This window comes from Streptomyces sp. NPDC031210 (assembly GCF_055570395.1).
The window spans coordinates 23,226-40,762 of sequence record NZ_JBVIHH010000008.1; the positions used below are offsets into that span (position 1 = coordinate 23,226).

Here is a 17,537-nt window from a genome sequence, read left to right on the forward strand (position 1 = left end):
TCGGTCCTGGCGCTATGGTCGCCTCTCAGTGCCCGGCAACGCCCCGCTCAATTGACTCACGAGCGGTGGGGAACCGGGCACGGTGGTGCGCCGGTCGGCTCGCCACCGTACCCCTCGGGGGGAGGGAAGGAAGCAGAGGAAATGCCCGTACCCGTACCGCACCAGCGGACGGTCGTGCTGCCGCACCAGGCAGGACCGGTGGACACCGCCTGCGCGGATGCCGCGCGCACGGCCGGTACACCGACGGAGGGGGACGCGATGGTCCGGGGCACCGGCGACCTGTCGCGGACCGGCCAGGAGCAGGCCGCGCCCGAGCAGCCCGCGGCCGCCCAGCAGCCGACCCCTCAGGGCCTGACCCTGCTCCTCATAGGCGAGGACCCCAACAGCCCCGTCCCCGACATGTCGGACTGGGCGGGCCGCAAGGTCCGCCTGCGCACCGCCCGCAACCTCACCGAGGCCGAGCGGCTGCTCACCGACGACGTGCACTGCATCCTGCTCGACCTGGCACCGCCCGAGAGGCCCGACCGGGCCGAGAAGGCCGACAAGGGCGCCTCCGACGACGGCCGCCCCGGTGACGAGCTGGACGTGCTGCGTGAGGTGCTGCGGCTGGCCCCCTCGCACGCCGTGCTCGTCCTCACGTCCGAGACCGACGCCGAGCGGGCCGCGGACGCCGTACGCGTCGGCGCCCAGGACTACCTCTTCCGCGACGAGCTGGACGGCGCGGTGCTCAGCCGCGCGGTGCGCTACGCGGTCGAACGCAAGCGCGCCGACCTCGCGCAGCGGCAACTGACCGAGTCGCGGATGCGCGCGCAGGAGAACGCCCGCCTGGAGCGCGGCCTGCTGCCCACGCCCCTGCTCGACGGCTCCGACCTGCGCTTCGCGTCCTGCTACCGCCCCGGCCGCAGCCGCGCGCTGCTCGGTGGCGACTTCTACGACACCGTGCGCACCCCGGACGGCACGGTTCACGCCATGATCGGCGACGTCTGCGGCCACGGCCCGGACGAGGCCGCGCTCGGCGTCGAGCTGCGTATCGCCTGGCGCGCGCTGACCTTCGCCGGGCTGTGCGGCGACGAGCTGCTCTCCACCCTCCAGAAGGTGCTGGAGCACGAGCGCGCGGACGACGAGATCTTCGCGACGCTGTGCACCGTCGACATCTCCCCGGACGGCCGGCGCGCCGGCCTGTGCCTGGCCGGTCACCCCGCGCCGCTGGTGGCCCGCGCGGGCCAGGCGCCGCGGCTGCTGCCGTACGAGTCCGGCGGTCCGGCCCTCGGCCTGCTGCCGCACGCCCGCTGGCCGCGCCGGCAGGTCGAGCTGGGCGGCTCGTGGAACCTGATGATGTACACCGACGGCCTGATCGAGGGCCGGATCGGCGAGGGCAACCAGCGCCTGGGCCAGGACGGCATGGTCGAGCTGGTGAGCCGCCAGATGGCGGCCGGCCTGCGCGGCGAGGAACTGCTGGACGCCGCGGTCCGCGAGGTGCGCGACCTCAACGGCGGGGAACTGACCGACGATGTCGCCGTGCTGCTGCTGGACCGCCGCCAGGACGGCCGGGCTCAGCGGCCGCCGTTGTAGGGGCCGTACGGGCCGTCCGAGCTGGAGCCGCCGCGGCGCGGGCCGCGGCCGCCGCCGGAGGCGTCCTTGAGCGCGGGGCGCACGTCGACGGTGTAGACGATCACCGCGATGATGCCGATGACCGGCAGGAACGACATCAGCGGCAGCAGGAACAGCAGCGCCGTCGCGAGGGCGAGGAAAATGAGCCACATGCCCTTGGACTGCTTGCTCGCCGCGCGGTAGGCGTCGTCGCGGTGCACGGCCGCGTCGATCAGCATCACGGCGGCGTACACGCCCAGGGCGAGCTGCACCCAGTCCAGAACGTTCTGGAACCCGTAGATCAGCACTCCGCCACCACCCGTTCGCCTCGTTGTCCCTGGTCGTCCCTCGTCGCCCCGGCCCTGAGGGGCCCGACGGGGCCCCACCGTACCCGGTGAACGGGCCGGGCACGCCAAGCGTGCCCGGCCCGCCGGACGGACCTCTCGGGTCCGTCCGCCGCCGCTCAGATCACTTCGCGGACGGCGGCGTGGTCTTCTTCGCCGCAGGCTTGCGCGCCGTGGCCGTCTTCTTCGCCGTGGCCGGCTTCTCCTCGGTCTTGGTGCCGTTCGCCGTGGCCGGCTTCTCCTCGGCCGTGGTGCCGTTCGCCGTGGCCGGCTTCTGCTGGGCCTTCAGAGTGTCGCGGACCGTCGGCTGCGGCTTCGCCTCGGGCTCCGGCTCGATGGCCACCGCGAGCTCCTCGACCTGGTCGGCGGTCTCGCCGCGCCAGGTCTGCACGGCGCCGCGGCCCCGCTCGGCCAGCCCGTCGTACGTCTCCCGCGCCTTGACGGCGTACTCGGCGGCCCGGCCCACGCCCTGGAGCGCCAGGCCCTGCGCCTGCTCGCGGATCTTCTTCAGATCGCCGTCCAGCGTGCCCAGCAGCTCGCCCAGCTTCTCCTGGGCGTCCTTGGCCTGCTTGGCGACCCGCTCCTGCACGTCCTTGGGGTCGGTGGCGCGCACGGATTCGAAGGCTTTGGGCGCCTCGGCCCGCAGCTTCTCCACCAGCGCCGGCACCTCGCCGAGCTTCTCGGCGGCCAGGTCGGCGGTGCCGGCCAGCGCGTACAGCGGGGTGGCGTCGGTCAGGGTCTTGCGGAGGTCATCGGTGATGGCCATGACGTACTTCCTCCTGGAATCGAATGGGTCGCTCAGGTGGCGTGCGGGCCGCCGTCGGCCTCAAGCCTCATGGGTGTCCGGTCCCGTTCCGTCCTCGGGCCCGCGCGCGGTGCCGCCCCCGCCGCTCCCGAGCCCGTTCTCCTTGCGGAAGGACTCGTAGATCTGCAGCAGGACCTGCTTCTGCTTCTCGTTCAGCGCCGGATCGGTCAGGATCGCGGTCTGCACCTCGACCCCGTCCAGTCCATGCCGCTCATCGAGAATCCCGGCCTGGACGTAGAGCGTCTCGGCGGAGATCCGCAGTGCCTTGGCGAGCTGCTGCAAGATCTCCGCACTCGGCTTGCGCAAGCCGCGCTCGATCTGACTGAGATACGGGTTGGACACCCCCGCCGCATCCGCGAGCTGCCGCAGGCTGAGCTGCGCCGTGCGCCGCTGCTCCCGCAGGAACTCGCCGAGATTGCCGACGTTGAGTGATGCCATGCCTCGATAGTGCCCCCTCATGCTAACTATTGCAAGCAAGCGCTAGCGGGAGTGTCGGCGGCGGGCGACCGGGATGCTGTGCCTGAGCACGCTAGTTGTCACTTGAGCAGCACAACTGTCACCGTGCGTCTTGGCGGACTCCCGTGCAGGCGAGGATTGCGCTGGCGTCGTCGGCGAGGAAGAGCATGAAGGCCCACGTCCGGTCCGGTGAGAAGATGCGGCCGATCCTGACCTGAGTGGCTTCGAGCCGGGTGAGGGTGTCGACCGTGGACGGCAAGGCGAGAGTCTCAGTACCTCGCTTCCTCGCCCGCCGGAGGCGAGCCGCGTAGATGCCGGCAAGCTGCTGGCTGGGAACGCTGCCGTCCCATACGACGAAGTCGCCTCCGTCGAGAAGCGCCGCTCTGGCGGGTTCGCAGGCCGCGGTCTGGTCGCCCAGCATCTCGGCGAGTTCCGCCCGGTCCATCTGTCGTCCTCTCGCGTGCGGTCCCGTTGTCCGCTCAGTCGTCAACGTGGAGTTCGGGCCGAGTCCAGAGAGTGAGGTCGCTGCTGGTGGCGACCGCGAGAGTCAGGCCGGAGGGCGAGAACCCGGCTACACGGAATTCTGAGTACTCGGAGTGGAAGACTCGCGCAGATGCCCACGTCGACTCGAATTCTTGCCGGGTGATTTCGGCAGTGCCGTCCGCTTCTTGCCACCCTTGCAGGGTGCTTTCCGCAAGGACGCCGTACTGCCGCTCGTAGGAGGCCATGGCTGCCAGGTCGCCGCGGTCGCGGATCTCGATGACCTCCGCCAGCGAGGCTGCGGTCACAGGCTGGCGCTGAAGTCCTTGCAGGTCGACGTGCCGCAGCGCCCATTCCTCATTGTCGAGCTCGAAGTACGACCAGACATTGCTCTCGCCGTCGTAGGCGCGGATCCACAGCATCACGCTCACATGATCTCTCGGTGAGAAGAGGGGGCGTCCGGCGAGGCCCACGGGTCAGCTCCTTCCCGTTGACGCACCCGCGACGCCGTCCGACTCGGTTAGGGGTGGCTGCGGTGGGCGCGACGGTAGCTTCGTGGTCGGCTTTCGCTGGCCGTCCGATGGGGCAGGACCGCGGGCGATGATCAGGTGCATCGGAGCCCTGTGATTGAAGTGGTTCATGATGACGATCCGAAGCGGGAAGGGCCGATATTCGGTTGCCAGTCGGTGGGGGGCGCGGATGCAATGTCCGGCATGGTGACTCGGGTCCGCCCGCCACGACCGGATGAAATGGCTGCGTACTACCGGGCATTGCCGTTCGCGAACGGGCTGCCGAAGTGGGAGCCAGCGGACGCTGCGTGGCACGGTGGTCCTGAGCCGTGGCCCCCGCAGCGTGCCCCCGCGACCGCGGAGCAGCTCGATGAGTGGGCAGAGGCTGATATCAAGGATGAGTCCTTCCACCCGATCGCGACGTTCTTCGACGGCACGTGCGTCGGCGCATCCGCCACCATCTCCTTCGAGGTGACGGTCCCCGGCGGGGGTACGGTCAGGATGGCCGGCGTCACTGCCACCGGGGTGATCGCGACCCACCGCCGACGCGGTTACTTGCGGCAGATGATGCAGGCCATGTTCGAATCAGCCTTGGCCCGAGGCGAGCCGCTGGCGATGCTCAGCGCGAGTGAAGGCAGCATCTACGGGCGGTACGGGTTGTCGCCGTCGACCTACCGCGTCAGGTGGGAGCTGGCCCGTCACGAAGCCACCCTCCTTCCAGCCGAGACTGACCCCGGGGCGCTGGAGTTGGTCGGCGCCACGCAGGCGAAGCAGGCCTGGCCTGTGGTGCATGCGAGCGTACGTACATCGCGCGTCGGTGAACTCACCCCGCTCACCGGACGCTGGGAAGGGCTGTCCGACAAAGCAGACGGCACGAACGGACCGCTGCGGTATCTCGTCCACCGCAACCAGCGCGGCAATGTGGACGGCATCGCCAACTTTCGACTGCCGTGGTCCTCGACAGAGGACAACGCGGGAACACTCGTCGTGGAGGCCCTTGAGGCCATGAATCCGATCGCCTACCGCGCCTTGTGGAGCGTGCTGATCGACTTCGATCTCACCAAGACCATCGTGGCACCCGGCCGTCCGCGCGACGAACCCCTGCGGTGGATGCTCACGAACCCCCGCGCGATGCGCATTACCCGCCAGTCGGACAACCTGTGGGCGCGACTTCTCGACGTCCCCCTCGCCCTGACACAACGGTCGTACGACACGTCTGGCGAGCTGACGTTCACCATCGGCGGCGACCGGATGTGCCCAGCGAACAACCGGACGTGGCATATCCGAGCAGACGGTGCTTCGGTGACGTGCGTTCCGACCAATCAGGTGGCGGACATGACCATCACGGTCCCGGCGCTCAGTTCGCTCTACTTCGGTGGCATGTCGGCGCACGACCTGGCGTATGCGGGCCACATCACCCCGCACGCCGACGGCGCGATCGGGCGGCTGGCCCGGTTGTTCCGGATCGACCCCGAACCGCACAACTCCTTCGGCTTCTGACGAGTTGATGCGACCGGCTGCATGAGGAGTTCCGCCTGATCCTCCGGGACTGGCGGGCCGTACAGGAATACATTCCGGGGTTCGGGGACCGGGCCTTTGACTGGATGACCCAGAGCGTCAATGCCGCCTTTGACGCACTCGGCCGCAGTCGGCTTCCCGTCAGCATCGTCAATGGCTCATTGAATTGCCACACAGCGTACCTCGGCAAAGACGGGATGCAGATATCCGAATGGGAACCCCGGTACCTGGGGCACCCGTTCATGAACCTTGCCTCGCTGCTGCACGTACGCGGTGGATCCTTCACGTCGTTCTCACAGTCCCGCCTGGCACAGCCTTACTTGTCGGCCTGGTTGAAGAACTTCTCCATGACCGAGCCCGGCGGAGAGGTACGCGGGGCGATCATCGCCGGATGCGCGGTGCAGGCGATGACCACATGGCGAAGCACCACCAATTCACCCGAGGTCCGTGCCCTTTCCCTGGGGGCGGAACTCGCCTCCTGGTGGGAAATCATCATTCGCAGCTCGCTGTGAACCAGATGCACGGGAAAGGGAAAAGCCAAGGGTGCATCTTTCATGCCCGGGTACACTCGGCGCATGATGCGGGTACGCCCCATGCAGGAAGAAGACATCTGCGATGTTTCGACAGTGCGGGTGAAAGGCTGGCAGGCCGCCTACTCGGGCATGGTGCCGCAGGACTACCTCGACGCACTCACGGTCGCCGAGGACGCCCGCATGCGACGTGACATGTTCGTGCGCAGCACGGGGAGCGTCCTGAACTTCGTCGCCGAGGAAGACGGCGCCGTGGTCGGCTGGGCGGCACTCGGCCCCTCCAAAGAAGAGGACCGGAAACCCCAGGACGGCGAACTGCTCGCCCTCTACGCGGCCCCTGATCGCCTCGGCACCGGTGTCGGAAAAGCGCTGATGCAGCAGACGCTGGGGGCTGCCCGGGAGCGCTCGTTCCACAGGCTCGTACTGTGGGTGATCGCCGCCAACACAAGGGCGCGCCGCTTCTACGAGCGGGGCGGCTTCGTACTGGACGGCCGCTCGGCGGACTGGTCGGTGAACGGCACAGCGGTCCCCGAAGTCCGCTACTGCAAGGATCTCGCACCGCCGAACCTGCGAGGCTGAACTCAGCAGGGCTTCACTGCAGCTCTTCTGCCCGCCGGAAGATCCATCACCGCTTGCCTGAGCGGGACCGAGATCCAAGACGGGCGACGAAGCCATCTGCTCAGTGCGAGATCGGCTTCTCTCAGCCGTTCCTGCCGGGATGCGGTTGCGCCACTTCTCCGCCGTACGGAACCGGATACGCAACGGCTGCGACAGCACTTCCACCAGATCACCGGCAAAGTCCAGAGCTACCAGCAGCTGATCCTCTTCGAGGCTCTCGAACCCATGCAGGCGCCCCGTCGACACCAGGGACTCCAGACCGGGCCTGTGCCGCTGCTCCCGCCGCCAGGTGAACCCCCGCATCGGCCCACGGCTCGCCACCGGCACCTACCCCAGGTGCCGGACCGGCCCCGCAACCTCGTCCCCGGCGTACTTCCACGTCGCCGTCCACCGGTTCGGCCAGCCATCGGACAGGTCCAGGCCGCCCCGCCGCGCGTCCAGCGAGACAGGGACCAGCAGATCCGTCCACGTACAGATGTGGGACCACAAGGAGCCCCGGGTATCGCTCATCGAGAAAGGCCAGGTCGGGATAGGAGGTTAACGACAACTATCGCGCTCAGGCTCAGATGCGACGGTGAGAACGGGGCGGGCGGTGCGCGGCATACACACAGGCGCCGGCCGGCCGCTATTGCCTGAGCCAGTAGCTGACGCCGTCCAGCCAGGAGTCGAGCAGCCGTGCGTCGCCGAGGATCTCGACCGGGTGGGTGGGGGCGGCGGACCGTCCGTAGATGTGCAGGAGCAGGCCGGCGAGCGGGCCGCGGACGGTTACGGCGGCCTCCTCGCGGGCGCGGCGCCAGGTGAGGGGCTCGTGGGTGAGGTCGACCAGCCAGTGCGCGAGTGCCTGTGGCGCGGTGTCGGTGGCGTGGAAGTGGAGGGTGCGGCCGGGGCCGATCAGGGCGCGCAGGCCGGGGCCTTCCTCCAGGGCCTGCGGCAGGCAGGCGAAGGACATCCACTCGTCGAGGGCGTCGGCGGCGATCGGGTCGGCGACGGTGAAGCGGACGCCCAGGGCGACGGAGGCGTCGGCGCGGTGGACGACGGTTTCGTGCAGCATGCGGCGGGCCCAGAACTCCGGTGTGCCGCCGGGCGCCACGGTCCAGACCTCGGCGTCGGGACCGGCCTCGCGCAGGGCGGCCGCGAGCTGTTCGGCGCCCTCGGCGAGCCAGGCGCCGAGAGCGGCCGGGTCCTTGTCGGCGTACCCGGACACGTCGTTGACCTGCGCGTCGGACACGGGCCCGGACGCCCGCGTCCGCACGACCGTCTCGGCCCAGCGGTGGGCTCCGCCGACATGGCGCAGCAACTGGCCGAGGTTCCAACCGGGGCAGCCCGGCACCGGCGTCCCCAGGTCCGCGTCCGCGAGGAGAGACCTCAACAGGGCGGCCTGGGCGACGATTTCGGCACAGTGGTGGTCGTAGCTCATCGGAGGCATGGGAGCACGGTAGACCGGATGAGGTGGTGGGGTGGAGGGGAGGGAGGGGAGGGAGGGGAGAGCGGGCGGGTGCGTCGGGTGGGCCCGGTCCGGTGGTCAGGTGGGCTGGGGGGAGTTGCCGGGGCGGGTCCCGATGATGACGGTGGCGTACCACTCGTCGGAGGTGGCCACTTGGGGGAGCAGGCCGCCGCGGGTGAAGGTCTCGACGGCCCGTGGCGCCTGGCGTTCGCTGGTTTCGACCAGGAGGTGGCCGCCCGGGGCCAGCCACTGTGCCGCCTGCGCCGTCACCCGCCGCAGGACGTCGAGCCCGTCCGCCCCGCCGTCGAGCGCCACCAGCGGCTCGTGCTCCCGGGCCTCCGCGGGCAGCAGCCCGACCTCCTCGGTCGGTACGTAGGGCACGTTCGCGACGAGGATGCCGACGCGGCCCCGCAGGCGGTCGGGCAGCGGGGCGTAGAGGTCGCCCTCGTGGACCGTGCCGCCGGCGGCGGTGAGGTTGCGGCGGGCGCAGCGGACCGCGGCGGGCTCGATGTCCGCGGCGTGCAGTTCCACGGGGCCGAGGGCGGCGGCCAGGGCGGCGCCCACCGCGCCCGTACCGCAGCACAGGTCGACGACGACCGCGGGAGGCGCGGCGGCTCGCGCGGCGAGGGCGAGGGCCTGGCCGACGAGGAACTCCGTACGGCGCCGGGGCACGAACACGCCCGGGTCCACGGCCACCCGCAGGCCGCCGAACTCGGCCCAGCCCAGGACGTGTTCCAGCGGCCGGCCGGCGGCCCGGCGTTCGACCATGGCGGCGAGGTGGGCGGGTGTGCCGGCCGTGGAGAGCAGCAACTCGGCCTCGTCCTCCGCGAAGACGCAACCGGCCGCGCGCAGGCGGGCGATGACGGCGGCGCGGGAGAGCGCGGGGGAGGCGGGAGCGGAGAGTGAGGTGCGAGGGGACGGGTGTGACGACATGGGTGAGCCTTTCGGGGCGCCGATGGGCGCGTCCCGGTCACGACTGCCGGAGGGTCACCTTGTCCGGGTGGACCGTACGGCCGTGAGACGGGAGCACCTGCCTGGTCTGGCGGGAAATCGGTCTCACCTCCTCGGTCGGTCCACTGCTCGATCCGCCAACTCTACCGGAGCCGGAGCGGCGCACCGGCCCGGCCGCAGCGTTGTTGACTTGAAGTGCGCTCCAACTCCTACGGTCTGGCACAGGAGTCCGGGAGCGACCGGATCCGTTCCCGACACAGTGCCAGGAGGCAGCAGCGATGACCGACACAACCCGGCGTCACCTCGGTGAATTGGTGGTCTCCGCGCAGGGACTCGGGTGCATGGGGATGAGCCACGGCTACGGGGCGGCCGACGACGACCAGTCGGTCGCGACCATCAACCGGGCGCTCGACCTCGGCGTCACCCTGCTGGACACCTCCGATTTCTACGGGGCGGGGCACAACGAGGAGCTGATCGGGCGGGCCATCGCCGGGCGGCGCGACGACGCGGTGGTGGCGACCAAGTTCGGGTTCGCCAACCGGCTCGGGGAGCCGACCGCCATCCGGGGCGACGCCGCGTACGTGCGGCGGGCCTGCGAGGCGTCGCTGCGCCGGCTCGGCGTCGACCACATCGACCTCTACTACCAGCACCGCGTCGACCCCGACATACCGATCGAGGAGACCGTCGGCGCGATGGCCGAACTCGTCGCGGCGGGCAAGGTCCGCCACCTCGGGCTGTCCGAGGCGGGCGCGGCGACCCTGCGACGGGCGCACGCGGTGCACCCGATCGCCGCGCTCCAGAGCGAGTGGTCGTTGTGGACCCGCGACCTGGAGCGGGAGATCGCGCCGGTGTGCCGGGAACTCGGCATCGGGCTGGTGCCGTTCTCGCCGCTCGGCCGCGGCTTTTTGACCGGGCGTTACACCTCGGTGGAGAAGCTGCCGGAGTCCGACATCCGGCGCACCCAGCCGCGCTTCGCCGAGGGCAACCTGGAGCGGAACCTCGCCATCGTGGCGCAACTGGACGCGCTGGCCGCCGCGAAGGGCGTCACCGCCGGACAGCTCGCGCTGGCCTGGGTGCACCGCCGTGGCGACGACGTGGTGCCGATCCCCGGCACCCGGCGGCAGAAGTACCTGGAGGAGAACCTCGGCGCGCTCGCCGTGGAGCTGTCCGACGAGGAGCTGGCCGCCATCGACGCCGCCGCGCCGGCCGGCCGGATCGCCGGGACGCGCTACGACGAGGGGAGCCTGGCGTTCGTGGAGGGGTGACCCGCTCGGCGGGGGAGCCCCGCCGTGCGCTCCTCGGGGGGCGCGGGCCGGTGGCCGCCGGGCGGCGCGTTCGCCGTCGCGTCCCTAGACTTCTGGCGGGGAACGAGGCGGCCGGCCGCGGTTCCGCCCCGGGCCCCCTCCCGCCCGTACGGAAGGACGGCGCGTCATGGACTGGAAGCTCGAACTGGTCCCCATCCCGGTGTCCGACGTGGAACGCGCGAAGCGGTTCTACAGCGAGCAGGTGGGCTTCGCCGTCGATCACGACACCCGCCTGGGCGAGGGCGTGCGCATCGTGCAACTGACGCCTCCGGGGTCGGACTGCTCCATCGTCATCGGCTCCGGGCCGGGCGTCACGACGGCGGAGCCCGGGACGGTACGGGGCTTGCAGCTCGTGGTGTCGGACATCGCGGCGGCCCGCGCCCAACTGGTCGAGCGGGGCGTCGCGGCCGGTCCGGTGCGGCACGTCGAGGACGGGCGGATGGCCGAGGGGGGCGGTGGGCCGTGGAACTCGTTCGTCTACTTCGACGACCCCGACGGCAACGGCTGGTCGGTGCAGGAGGGCCCGCCCCAAGCGCCGCCCCGAGCGCCGGCGCGGCCTCCCGCGGACGACGAATGACGGTCGGGCCCCCCTCGCGGCCCCTTGCGCCGCTCAGAACCCTTACCCCTCGTACGGCCGCGCCGCCCGGGCCTCGCGCAGGGTGACCGCCCACCAGGTCACCTGGCGGAGCAGGGCGTCGGCGGCGCGCTCGGCGGGGGCCGCCTCGCGCAGTCGGCCGGTGTCGTCGAAGAGGGCGCCGGCGAGCGGGAAGCTGACCGTTTCCCGGACCGTCGTGGCGTGCAACTCGGCGAAGACCAGGCGCAGTTGCTCTACGGCGCGCAGGCCGCCCGAGATCCCGCCGTAGGAGACGAAGCCCACCGGCTTCGCCTGCCACTGGGCGTGCAGCAGGTCGATGGCGTGCTTGAGCGGGGCGGGGAAGGAGTGGTTGTACTCCGGGGTGACCACGACGAACGCGTCCGCCTCGCCCACCCGTTTGGCGAAGGAGGCGTGGTCCTCGCCGCCGGGGCTCAGTTCGTAGGGGCGGACGGCGTCGAGGTCGATGACGTCGAGGTCGATGTGGGGGTGCCGGGCGACCTGCTGGGTGAACCAGTTCGCGACGACCGGCGCGAACCGGCCCTCCCGGGTGCTGGCGATGATCACTGCGAGGGTGTAGCGGGGCGCGGACATGCGGGGGCCCTTCGTGGCGTGTGCGGGTGAGCGGCGGTGTTGCCGTCAGGTCCGGACGCTAGGACCTCGACCAAACTTGAGGTCAAGCTGGGACGGGCCGGCCGCCCCACCGCGCTCGCCGCCCCACCGCGCTCGCCGCCCCACCGCGCTCGCGGCTCGACCGCGCTCGCCGCCCGGCCCCGGCCCGCCCGGTCCTGGCCCCACCCCGCTCACTCGGCGCCGAACAGCTCCAGCAGCTCCGTCTTCTGGAACATCCGGGCCGTCTCGATCGCCGACGGCGTCCCCGCGGCCGGGTCCGCGCCGTGCGCCACCAGGATCCGGACGATCTCGTCCTCGCCCTTGAAGACCGCGCCGGCCAGCGGCGTCTGGCCCCGGTCGTTGGGCCGGTTGGCGTCGGCGCCGCGCTGGAGCAGCACCGACACGGTGTCCGGGTGGCCGTGGTAGGCGGCCAGCATCACCAGGGAGTCGCCCTTGTCGTTCGTCAGGTTGGCGGGCACGCCCGCGTCCACGTAGGCGGCGACGGTGTCGGTGTCACCGTGCCGTGCCAGCTCGAACACCTTGGCCGCGAGCTGGAGTACCTCGGGGTCGTGCGCGTGCTCGGTCGCCTCGGGCTTCTGCGGCTCGCTCTTCGCGTCGCTCATGGTCGCCGGCCTCCTGCTGGGGTGAGTGTGCGGTGATCGTGGACTGTGTTCTCGCCACTTTATGCAGGCCACCGCCCTCGGGTCAGCGTCCCCGGCGGAGGGGATGGGCGCCGCCCCGGACGGATCCCCCACCGCCCCGGCCGCCCCCCCACGGTCCCGGGTGGCGCCTCAGAACGCCGCGCGGATCTCGCCGACCCGGGCGCCGCCGCCGAGCAGCGGAGCGTCCTCGATGCGGGACAGTACGGGCGCGTCGACGCCCATCCGGCGCAGGACGCGGGCCAGGACCGGGCCCAGGGTGCGGGTCGAGCCGTCGTCGATCTTGAAGGCCAGGGCCCGGCCGTCGGGCAGCGCCAGTGCCTGGACGGCCTCCGCGCCCATCTTCGCCAGCGTCCCCGGCAGCTCCCGCATCAGCCAGGTGTCCGGGCGCCGGGTGCCGGCGACGTACTCCGGGTGAGCCCGCATGGCGTCCGCGACCCGGCGCTCGGGGGTGCCCGGGTCGGCCGTCACGAAGTACCGGAAGGCGCGGGCCAGACCGGTCAGCGACAGGGACATCAGCGGCGCCCCGCAGCCGTCCGTCCCGATGTGCGCGACCTCCTCGCCGCTCGCCGCGCGGACACCGTCCAGCACCAGCCGCTGGAGGGGGTGGTCGGCGTCGAGATACGAATCGAGCGGCCAGCCGTTGAGCGCGCAGGCGGCCAGCATCGCGGTGTGCTTGCCCGAGCAGTTCATGGTGAGCCGGTCGCGCACCCCGCCCGAGGCCAGGTACCGCTCCGACTCCTCCGGGTCCAGCGGCAGGTCCGGCGGCGTCCGCAGTTGCTCGGCGGCCAGCCCGTGCTCGGCCAGCATCGTCCGTACGAGATCCAGGTGGAAGCCCTCACCGGAGTGGCTCGCGGCGGCCAGCGCCAGCCGCTCACCGGACAGCTCCAGGCCCGCCCGCAGCACCGCCGCCGCCTGCATCGGCTTGTTCGTCGAACGGGGGAAGACCGGGGCCGTGACATCACCCAGTGCCCACTCCACATCGCCGTCGGCCGCCAGCACCACCACCGAGCCGCGGTGGCGGCCCTCTACGAAGCCGGAACGGACGACCTCGGCGAGGACGGGGGAGACCGAGAGCCGCGGGGACGGCGCGGCTGCCGGGGACGGCACGGGTATCGGGCTGGGCGAGGTCATCGTCGGCCTTCCGGGAGGAGAACCAGCGTCCCCCCAGGGCTGGTGGCCGGGTCAGGACAGCAGGTCGTCTACTTGCGCTTCGCCTTCACGGTACCTGCGGGTCATTTCCGTGCTGCAATCGTCGGCCATGCGCTGCAGCGACTGGCGGCGCCGCGAGACCTGCCGCTCGTAGCGGATCAGCCGGGCCATCGCGTCGTGCAGCTCCTGATCGGTGCGGGCCGTGAGGTCCGACAGCTCGATGTCGCCGAGCATCTCCTCGGCCATCTTGCGGTACTCCTCGCTGTGCGGAGTGCCGAGCGTCACGTGCCGGGCGGAGGAGCGGTGCCGCGACGGGAGGTCTGTCAGGATCTCCGGCAGCCGGTCCAGCAGCGGCGAATGCTGCGCGCTGCGCCGGGCGATCTCGGCCCGCAGGATGTCGATCCGGCCCTGGAGCAGCCGCCGCAGATAGCTCAGATCCGCCTCCTCCCGCTGCGAATCGCGGCGCACCACCCGCAGCTCGGGCAGGCCCAGGCCGGACAGGTCGGGCGTCGCCACCGCCCGGAAGCGGTCGCGTTGCTGCGGGGGGCGGGGGTGCTGCGCGTGGCCTGCCTGGAGCATGGGGCCATCCTCGGTGCGGGTCGGCTCGGCGCGAGCCGTCGCCGTGGTCGTCAGGGCGGTCGTGGTCATGGCCGTCGGCGCGGCCGGGGTCGTGCGGGCGGGTGGTACGGGACCGGGCCTCGGCCCGGAGGCGGCAATGCTCATGAATCGTTCCGTCCCCTCGTCCGGTGCGGCATCCAGGGCATGTTGTCCATGAAACGCACCGCGTGCACGCATCGTGCCACTCTGGGCGGTCCGTGTGCAGGGCCATGGCACCCGAACGGCCCTTGCGGGGGTACGGCTGTCCGAACGCCGGCGGCCGCCCGGCATGATGGCGCGTATGCGAGCTGTGGTGCAGAGGGTCGACGGCGCACGTGTCGACGTGGCGGGCGAGACGGTCGGCGAGATCGTCGGAGAAGGGCTGTGCGTGCTGGTGGGGGTCACCCACGAGGACACAACGGACAAGGCGGCACAGCTCGCCCGCAAGCTCTGGTCGGTGCGGATCCTCCAGGGCGAGAAGTCCTGCTCGGACACCGGGGCGCCGCTCCTGGTGATCAGCCAGTTCACTCTCTACGGTGACGCCCGCAAGGGCCGCCGCCCCACCTGGAACGCGGCGGCCCCCGGCCCGGTCGCCGAACCACTGGTCGACGAGGTCGTCGCGCGGCTGCGGGAGCTCGGGGCCCGGGTGGAGACCGGCCGCTTCGGCGCCGACATGAAGGTCTCGCTCACCAACGACGGGCCCTTCACCGTCCTCATCGAGGTCTGAGCGCACCGTCCTCATCGAGGCCGGAGCGCCCGGCCGCGTCACGGCCGTACGGCGCGCCCTCCCCGGCCCGCCGCACGGCCACGCCGGCTCACGGCTCGACGACGACCTCCTGGGCCGCCGCGGTGTCGCCGGCCAGGAGCGCCGCGTCGGTCGGCACATTGCGCTTGATCAGCGCCAGGGCGATCGGGCCCAGCTCGTGGTGACGCGCCGAGGTGGTGAGGAAGCCGAGCTGCCGGCCCTCCTCGCCGTCCGCGGCCAGCCGCACCGGGGTGCCGTGCGGCGGCAGACGCACCTCGCTGCCGTCCAGGTGCAGGAAGACCAGGCGGCGCGGCGGCTTGCCCAGGTTGTGGACCCGGGCGACCGTCTCCTGGCCGCGGTAGCAGCCCTTTTGCAGGTGGACGGCGGTGCCGATCCAGCCCAGCTCGTGCGGGATGGTGCGGTGGTCGGTCTCCAGGCCCAGGCGCGGGCGGTGCGCCTCGACGCGCAGCGCCTCCAGCGCCAGGATGCCGATCGCCGGACCGTGCGTGGCCGCGAACGACTCCAGGTCCGCGCGCGGGAGGAACAGCTCCCGGCCGTGGGCGGTCTCGCGGGTGACGACGCCCGCGGGCACCTCGGCGATGGAACCGGCCGGGAGGTGCACGACGGCGGTGTCGCCGGTGCGGTCGGCGACCTCGACGCGGTAGAAGAACTTCATGCTCTCCAGGTAGGCGATCAGCGCCTCCTGGCGGCCCGGCTCGGTGTGCATCCACGTCGTCTCGCCGTCGTCGACGAGATACAGCGCGTGCTCGATGTGGCCGTGCGCGGAGAGGATCAGGGCCTCGGTGGCGTGGCCGGGCGGGAGATCGCTGACGTGCTGGGTGAGCAGCAGATGCAGCCAGCTCAGCCGCTCGGCGCCGGTGACGGTGACCACGCCGCGGTGGGAGAGGTCCACGAAGCCGGAGCCGTCGGCGAGTGCCCGCTGCTCCCGGAAGAGGTCGCCGTAGTGCGCGGCGACGCCTTCGTCGGGGGCCTCGGCCGGGACGGCACCGGGCAGCGACAGCAGGGGGCCGGCATTCGAAGGTCGCAGCATGGGGCAAGCCTACGACTCACCCGCGAACATCCGCCGGACAGGCCCTAGGCGCCGTCGGCGGCGGCCTTCGCCGTGCACCGCGCGCAGCGGCCGAAGATGGCGAAGTGCTTCATGTCCGTCTCGAAGCCGAACGTCTCGCGCAGCGTCGCGGTGAACGGCGCGGCCACCGACAGATCCGCCTCGATGACCTCCGTGCAGTCCCGGCACACCAGGTGGATGTGGTGGTGGCGGTCGGCGAGGTGGTAGGTGGGGGCGCCGTGGCCGAGGTGGGCGTGGCTGACCAGGCCCAGCTCCTCCAGCAGCTCCAGGGTGCGGTAGACCGTGGAGATGTTCACGCCGCCCGCCGTCTTGCGCACCTCGGTGAGGATGTCGTCGGGGGTGGCGTGTTCCAGCCTGTCCACAGCCTCCAGGACGAGCTGGCGCTGCGGGGTCAGGCGGTAGCCGCGCCTGCGGAGGTCGCTCTGCCAGTCGGTGGTCACCACAACGCCAGTGTAGGAGGGCGGGCGGCGGGCGCGTATTCCCCGGGGTCGGTCGTCAGCCGGTCCGGACGCCGCGCAGATAGCGGGCAAGGCGGGTGACGGCGGCGGGGTTGCGGGGGCTTTCGACGAGGTCGGCGTAGTCCAGGACGTAGATCCGGTCGTTTTTGACGGCCGAGACGCCGGCGAGCGGCGCGAAGGACTTCAAGAACGCCTTCTTCTGCGCGGCGGTGGGGGTGCCGTAGTCGTTGATGACGATGACGTCGGGGTCGCGGGCGACGACGCTCTCCCAGCCGACCGTCGTCCAGGAGTCCTTGAGGTCCTTCATGACGTGGTCGCCGCCGGCCTTGGTGATGATGTCGTGCGGCCCGGCGTAGCGGCCCGAGGTCAGCGGCTTGTCCTGGCCGCCGTCGTAGAGGAACACCGAGGGCCGGTGGCCGTCCTCGGGCAGCCGCGCGCGGACATCGGCGATCTGCCGCCGGTAGGTCTTCACCAGCGCGGCGGCACGGTCCTCGACGCCGAAGATCCTGCCCAGGTTCTCCAGGTCGGTGTAGAGCGCCTCCAGGGGCGGCATCACCCCGCGCGCGCCGCCGGAGGCGCCGTTGCGGCAGGACTCGGTGAGGACGTAACTGCCGATGCCCAGCTCCTTGAGGGAGGCGGGGGTGAGGTGGGTGTCCTCGCCGAAGCCGTAGTTCCAGCCCGCGAAGACCAGGTCGGCCCTGGCCTGGAGCGCGATCTCCTTGGTGAGCGCCTTCTTGCTCAGCCAGGGGACCTTGTCGTAGGCGTCCTTCCAGGCGACGGCCTCGATCCTGCCCCGGTAGGCGGGCATGACGTAGCCGGCCATGCGGTCTTCGAGGCCCAGCGCGAACATGATGTCGGCGATCCCGACGTCGTTGGTGACCACGCGGCGCGGGGCCGCCCGGAAGGTCTTGCGCACACCGCAGTTCTCGACGGTGACCGGGTAGCGGCCCGCGCCCTTCCCGGCGGTCGCCCCCTTGTCGTTTCCGGGGGCGATCTCGGCGCCGCAGCCGGTGACGGCGGCGGCGAGGGCCAGGGCGAGGACGGTGAACAGGACGGCGGGGCGGCGCGGGCGCATGGGGGTCC

General features: G+C 71.6%; 22 protein-coding genes. 7 read left to right on the top strand and 15 right to left on the bottom strand.

Going from position 1 to position 17,537, the window contains the following annotated elements; translation table 11 throughout:
* Nucleotides 1–141 precede the first annotated feature (141 nt).
* Nucleotides 142–1,572 carry a PP2C family protein-serine/threonine phosphatase gene (locus ACZ45Z_RS16410; RefSeq protein ID WP_468362431.1) on the top strand — a complete coding sequence of 477 codons (1,431 nt, stop codon included), beginning with the start codon at nucleotides 142–144 and terminating at the stop codon, nucleotides 1,570–1,572.
* On the opposite strand, the gene ACZ45Z_RS16415 is transcribed toward ACZ45Z_RS16410, so the two are convergent.
* The 5 genes from ACZ45Z_RS16415 to ACZ45Z_RS16435 all read right to left on the bottom strand — a co-directional run bounded on the left by ACZ45Z_RS16415 (nucleotide 1,554) and on the right by ACZ45Z_RS16435 (nucleotide 4,100).
* On the bottom strand, nucleotides 1,554–1,898 hold the full coding sequence (locus ACZ45Z_RS16415) for a DUF2516 family protein (protein ID WP_468362433.1): 345 nt from the start codon (nucleotides 1,896–1,898) through the stop codon (nucleotides 1,554–1,556). The two genes, ACZ45Z_RS16410 and ACZ45Z_RS16415, sit on opposite strands and share 19 nt — an antisense overlap.
* Nucleotides 1,899–2,058: 160 nt before the next feature.
* Entirely contained in the window at nucleotides 2,059–2,700 is a 642-nt protein-coding gene (locus tag ACZ45Z_RS16420; RefSeq protein ID WP_468362435.1) for a hypothetical protein, read from the bottom strand.
* 60 nt (nucleotides 2,701–2,760) lie between these two features.
* Entirely contained in the window at nucleotides 2,761–3,177 is a 417-nt protein-coding gene (locus ACZ45Z_RS16425; RefSeq protein WP_468362437.1) for a helix-turn-helix domain-containing protein, read from the bottom strand.
* Between the two features lie 118 nt (nucleotides 3,178–3,295).
* A complete protein-coding gene (locus ACZ45Z_RS16430; RefSeq protein WP_468362439.1) occupies nucleotides 3,296–3,640 on the bottom strand; it encodes a hypothetical protein in 345 nt (114 codons plus the stop codon).
* A gap of 34 nt (nucleotides 3,641–3,674) precedes the next feature.
* Nucleotides 3,675–4,100: a hypothetical protein gene (locus ACZ45Z_RS16435; protein ID WP_468362975.1), complete on the bottom strand. Its 426-nt coding sequence runs from the start codon at nucleotides 4,098–4,100 to the stop codon at nucleotides 3,675–3,677.
* A gap of 198 nt (nucleotides 4,101–4,298) precedes the next feature.
* Here ACZ45Z_RS16435 and ACZ45Z_RS16440 point away from each other — a divergent pair, with 198 nt between their 5' ends.
* The 3 genes from ACZ45Z_RS16440 to ACZ45Z_RS16450 all read left to right on the top strand — a co-directional run bounded on the left by ACZ45Z_RS16440 (nucleotide 4,299) and on the right by ACZ45Z_RS16450 (nucleotide 6,811).
* The gene (locus tag ACZ45Z_RS16440; protein ID WP_468362440.1) at nucleotides 4,299–5,684 is read left to right on the top strand and encodes a GNAT family N-acetyltransferase; all 1,386 of its coding nucleotides are present in this window, start codon (nucleotides 4,299–4,301) and stop codon (nucleotides 5,682–5,684) included.
* 104 nt (nucleotides 5,685–5,788) lie between these two features.
* The gene (locus ACZ45Z_RS16445) at nucleotides 5,789–6,214 is read left to right on the top strand and encodes a hypothetical protein (protein WP_468362442.1); all 426 of its coding nucleotides are present in this window, start codon (nucleotides 5,789–5,791) and stop codon (nucleotides 6,212–6,214) included.
* Nucleotides 6,215–6,277: 63 nt separating this feature from the next.
* Entirely contained in the window at nucleotides 6,278–6,811 is a 534-nt protein-coding gene (locus ACZ45Z_RS16450; RefSeq protein ID WP_468362444.1) for a GNAT family N-acetyltransferase, read from the top strand.
* Between the two features lie 366 nt (nucleotides 6,812–7,177).
* Here ACZ45Z_RS16450 and ACZ45Z_RS16455 read toward each other — a convergent pair whose 3' ends face one another.
* The 3 genes from ACZ45Z_RS16455 to ACZ45Z_RS16465 all read right to left on the bottom strand — a co-directional run bounded on the left by ACZ45Z_RS16455 (nucleotide 7,178) and on the right by ACZ45Z_RS16465 (nucleotide 9,227).
* The gene (locus ACZ45Z_RS16455; RefSeq protein WP_468362446.1) at nucleotides 7,178–7,360 is read right to left on the bottom strand and encodes a hypothetical protein; all 183 of its coding nucleotides are present in this window, start codon (nucleotides 7,358–7,360) and stop codon (nucleotides 7,178–7,180) included.
* Between the two features lie 115 nt (nucleotides 7,361–7,475).
* On the bottom strand, nucleotides 7,476–8,276 hold the full coding sequence (locus ACZ45Z_RS16460) for a maleylpyruvate isomerase family mycothiol-dependent enzyme (RefSeq protein WP_468362448.1): 801 nt from the start codon (nucleotides 8,274–8,276) through the stop codon (nucleotides 7,476–7,478).
* A gap of 96 nt (nucleotides 8,277–8,372) precedes the next feature.
* A complete protein-coding gene (locus ACZ45Z_RS16465) occupies nucleotides 8,373–9,227 on the bottom strand; it encodes a putative protein N(5)-glutamine methyltransferase (protein ID WP_468362450.1) in 855 nt (284 codons plus the stop codon).
* A gap of 296 nt (nucleotides 9,228–9,523) precedes the next feature.
* Here ACZ45Z_RS16465 and ACZ45Z_RS16470 point away from each other — a divergent pair, with 296 nt between their 5' ends.
* Nucleotides 9,524–10,510 (top strand): aldo/keto reductase, encoded by a 987-nt coding sequence (locus tag ACZ45Z_RS16470; RefSeq protein WP_468362452.1) that lies wholly within the window; start codon nucleotides 9,524–9,526, stop codon nucleotides 10,508–10,510.
* Nucleotides 10,511–10,676: 166 nt separating this feature from the next.
* Nucleotides 10,677–11,126 (top strand): VOC family protein, encoded by a 450-nt coding sequence (locus ACZ45Z_RS16475; RefSeq protein WP_468362454.1) that lies wholly within the window; start codon nucleotides 10,677–10,679, stop codon nucleotides 11,124–11,126.
* A gap of 42 nt (nucleotides 11,127–11,168) precedes the next feature.
* Here the strand turns inward: ACZ45Z_RS16475 and ACZ45Z_RS16480 are convergent, their stop codons facing one another.
* The 4 genes from ACZ45Z_RS16480 to ACZ45Z_RS16495 all read right to left on the bottom strand — a co-directional run bounded on the left by ACZ45Z_RS16480 (nucleotide 11,169) and on the right by ACZ45Z_RS16495 (nucleotide 14,287).
* Nucleotides 11,169–11,735, bottom strand: coding sequence for an NADPH-dependent FMN reductase (locus ACZ45Z_RS16480; protein ID WP_468362456.1), 567 nt, complete (start codon nucleotides 11,733–11,735; stop codon nucleotides 11,169–11,171).
* 209 nt (nucleotides 11,736–11,944) lie between these two features.
* Nucleotides 11,945–12,376 carry an ankyrin repeat domain-containing protein gene (locus tag ACZ45Z_RS16485; RefSeq protein WP_468362457.1) on the bottom strand — a complete coding sequence of 144 codons (432 nt, stop codon included), beginning with the start codon at nucleotides 12,374–12,376 and terminating at the stop codon, nucleotides 11,945–11,947.
* 168 nt (nucleotides 12,377–12,544) lie between these two features.
* Nucleotides 12,545–13,546, bottom strand: a complete 1,002-nt coding sequence (locus ACZ45Z_RS16490) for an asparaginase (RefSeq protein WP_468362459.1) — start codon at nucleotides 13,544–13,546, stop codon at nucleotides 12,545–12,547.
* 51 nt (nucleotides 13,547–13,597) lie between these two features.
* Entirely contained in the window at nucleotides 13,598–14,287 is a 690-nt protein-coding gene (locus tag ACZ45Z_RS16495) for an RsiG family protein (protein WP_468362461.1), read from the bottom strand.
* Between the two features lie 175 nt (nucleotides 14,288–14,462).
* Here ACZ45Z_RS16495 and dtd point away from each other — a divergent pair, with 175 nt between their 5' ends.
* On the top strand, nucleotides 14,463–14,888 hold the full coding sequence (gene dtd / locus ACZ45Z_RS16500) for a D-aminoacyl-tRNA deacylase (RefSeq protein WP_468362463.1): 426 nt from the start codon (nucleotides 14,463–14,465) through the stop codon (nucleotides 14,886–14,888).
* Between the two features lie 88 nt (nucleotides 14,889–14,976).
* On the opposite strand, the gene ygfZ is transcribed toward dtd, so the two are convergent.
* Genes ygfZ through ACZ45Z_RS16515 form a run of 3 tightly spaced genes read right to left on the bottom strand, consistent with a single transcriptional unit; the run spans nucleotide 14,977 to nucleotide 17,529 of the window.
* Entirely contained in the window at nucleotides 14,977–15,957 is a 981-nt protein-coding gene (ygfZ, locus tag ACZ45Z_RS16505) for a CAF17-like 4Fe-4S cluster assembly/insertion protein YgfZ (RefSeq protein WP_468362465.1), read from the bottom strand.
* Between the two features lie 44 nt (nucleotides 15,958–16,001).
* Entirely contained in the window at nucleotides 16,002–16,439 is a 438-nt protein-coding gene (locus ACZ45Z_RS16510; protein ID WP_468362467.1) for a Fur family transcriptional regulator, read from the bottom strand.
* A 52-nt stretch (nucleotides 16,440–16,491) separates the two neighbouring features.
* Complete coding sequence (locus ACZ45Z_RS16515; protein WP_468362469.1) at nucleotides 16,492–17,529, bottom strand: ABC transporter substrate-binding protein; 1,038 nt, start codon at nucleotides 17,527–17,529, stop codon at nucleotides 16,492–16,494.
* Nucleotides 17,530–17,537 lie beyond the last annotated feature (8 nt).

Coding starts and splice junctions, on each gene's coding strand:
- ACZ45Z_RS16475 (WP_468362454.1), top strand. CDS start 10,677: ATGGACTGGAAGCTCGAACTGGTCCCCATCCCGGTGTCCGACGTGGAA.
- ACZ45Z_RS16480 (WP_468362456.1), bottom strand. CDS start 11,735: ATGTCCGCGCCCCGCTACACCCTCGCAGTGATCATCGCCAGCACCCGG.
- ACZ45Z_RS16425 (WP_468362437.1), bottom strand. CDS start 3,177: ATGGCATCACTCAACGTCGGCAATCTCGGCGAGTTCCTGCGGGAGCAG.
- ACZ45Z_RS16430 (WP_468362439.1), bottom strand. CDS start 3,640: ATGGACCGGGCGGAACTCGCCGAGATGCTGGGCGACCAGACCGCGGCC.
- ACZ45Z_RS16465 (WP_468362450.1), bottom strand. CDS start 9,227: ATGTCGTCACACCCGTCCCCTCGCACCTCACTCTCCGCTCCCGCCTCC.
- ACZ45Z_RS16460 (WP_468362448.1), bottom strand. CDS start 8,276: ATGCCTCCGATGAGCTACGACCACCACTGTGCCGAAATCGTCGCCCAG.
- ACZ45Z_RS16445 (WP_468362442.1), top strand. CDS start 5,789: ATGACCCAGAGCGTCAATGCCGCCTTTGACGCACTCGGCCGCAGTCGG.
- ACZ45Z_RS16485 (WP_468362457.1), bottom strand. CDS start 12,376: ATGAGCGACGCGAAGAGCGAGCCGCAGAAGCCCGAGGCGACCGAGCAC.
- ACZ45Z_RS16455 (WP_468362446.1), bottom strand. CDS start 7,360: ATGAGCGATACCCGGGGCTCCTTGTGGTCCCACATCTGTACGTGGACG.
- ygfZ (WP_468362465.1), bottom strand. CDS start 15,957: ATGCTGCGACCTTCGAATGCCGGCCCCCTGCTGTCGCTGCCCGGTGCC.
- ACZ45Z_RS16470 (WP_468362452.1), top strand. CDS start 9,524: ATGACCGACACAACCCGGCGTCACCTCGGTGAATTGGTGGTCTCCGCG.
- ACZ45Z_RS16515 (WP_468362469.1), bottom strand. CDS start 17,529: ATGCGCCCGCGCCGCCCCGCCGTCCTGTTCACCGTCCTCGCCCTGGCC.
- ACZ45Z_RS16490 (WP_468362459.1), bottom strand. CDS start 13,546: ATGACCTCGCCCAGCCCGATACCCGTGCCGTCCCCGGCAGCCGCGCCG.
- ACZ45Z_RS16410 (WP_468362431.1), top strand. CDS start 142: ATGCCCGTACCCGTACCGCACCAGCGGACGGTCGTGCTGCCGCACCAG.
- dtd (WP_468362463.1), top strand. CDS start 14,463: ATGCGAGCTGTGGTGCAGAGGGTCGACGGCGCACGTGTCGACGTGGCG.
- ACZ45Z_RS16495 (WP_468362461.1), bottom strand. CDS start 14,287: ATGAGCATTGCCGCCTCCGGGCCGAGGCCCGGTCCCGTACCACCCGCC.
- ACZ45Z_RS16420 (WP_468362435.1), bottom strand. CDS start 2,700: ATGGCCATCACCGATGACCTCCGCAAGACCCTGACCGACGCCACCCCG.
- ACZ45Z_RS16450 (WP_468362444.1), top strand. CDS start 6,278: ATGATGCGGGTACGCCCCATGCAGGAAGAAGACATCTGCGATGTTTCG.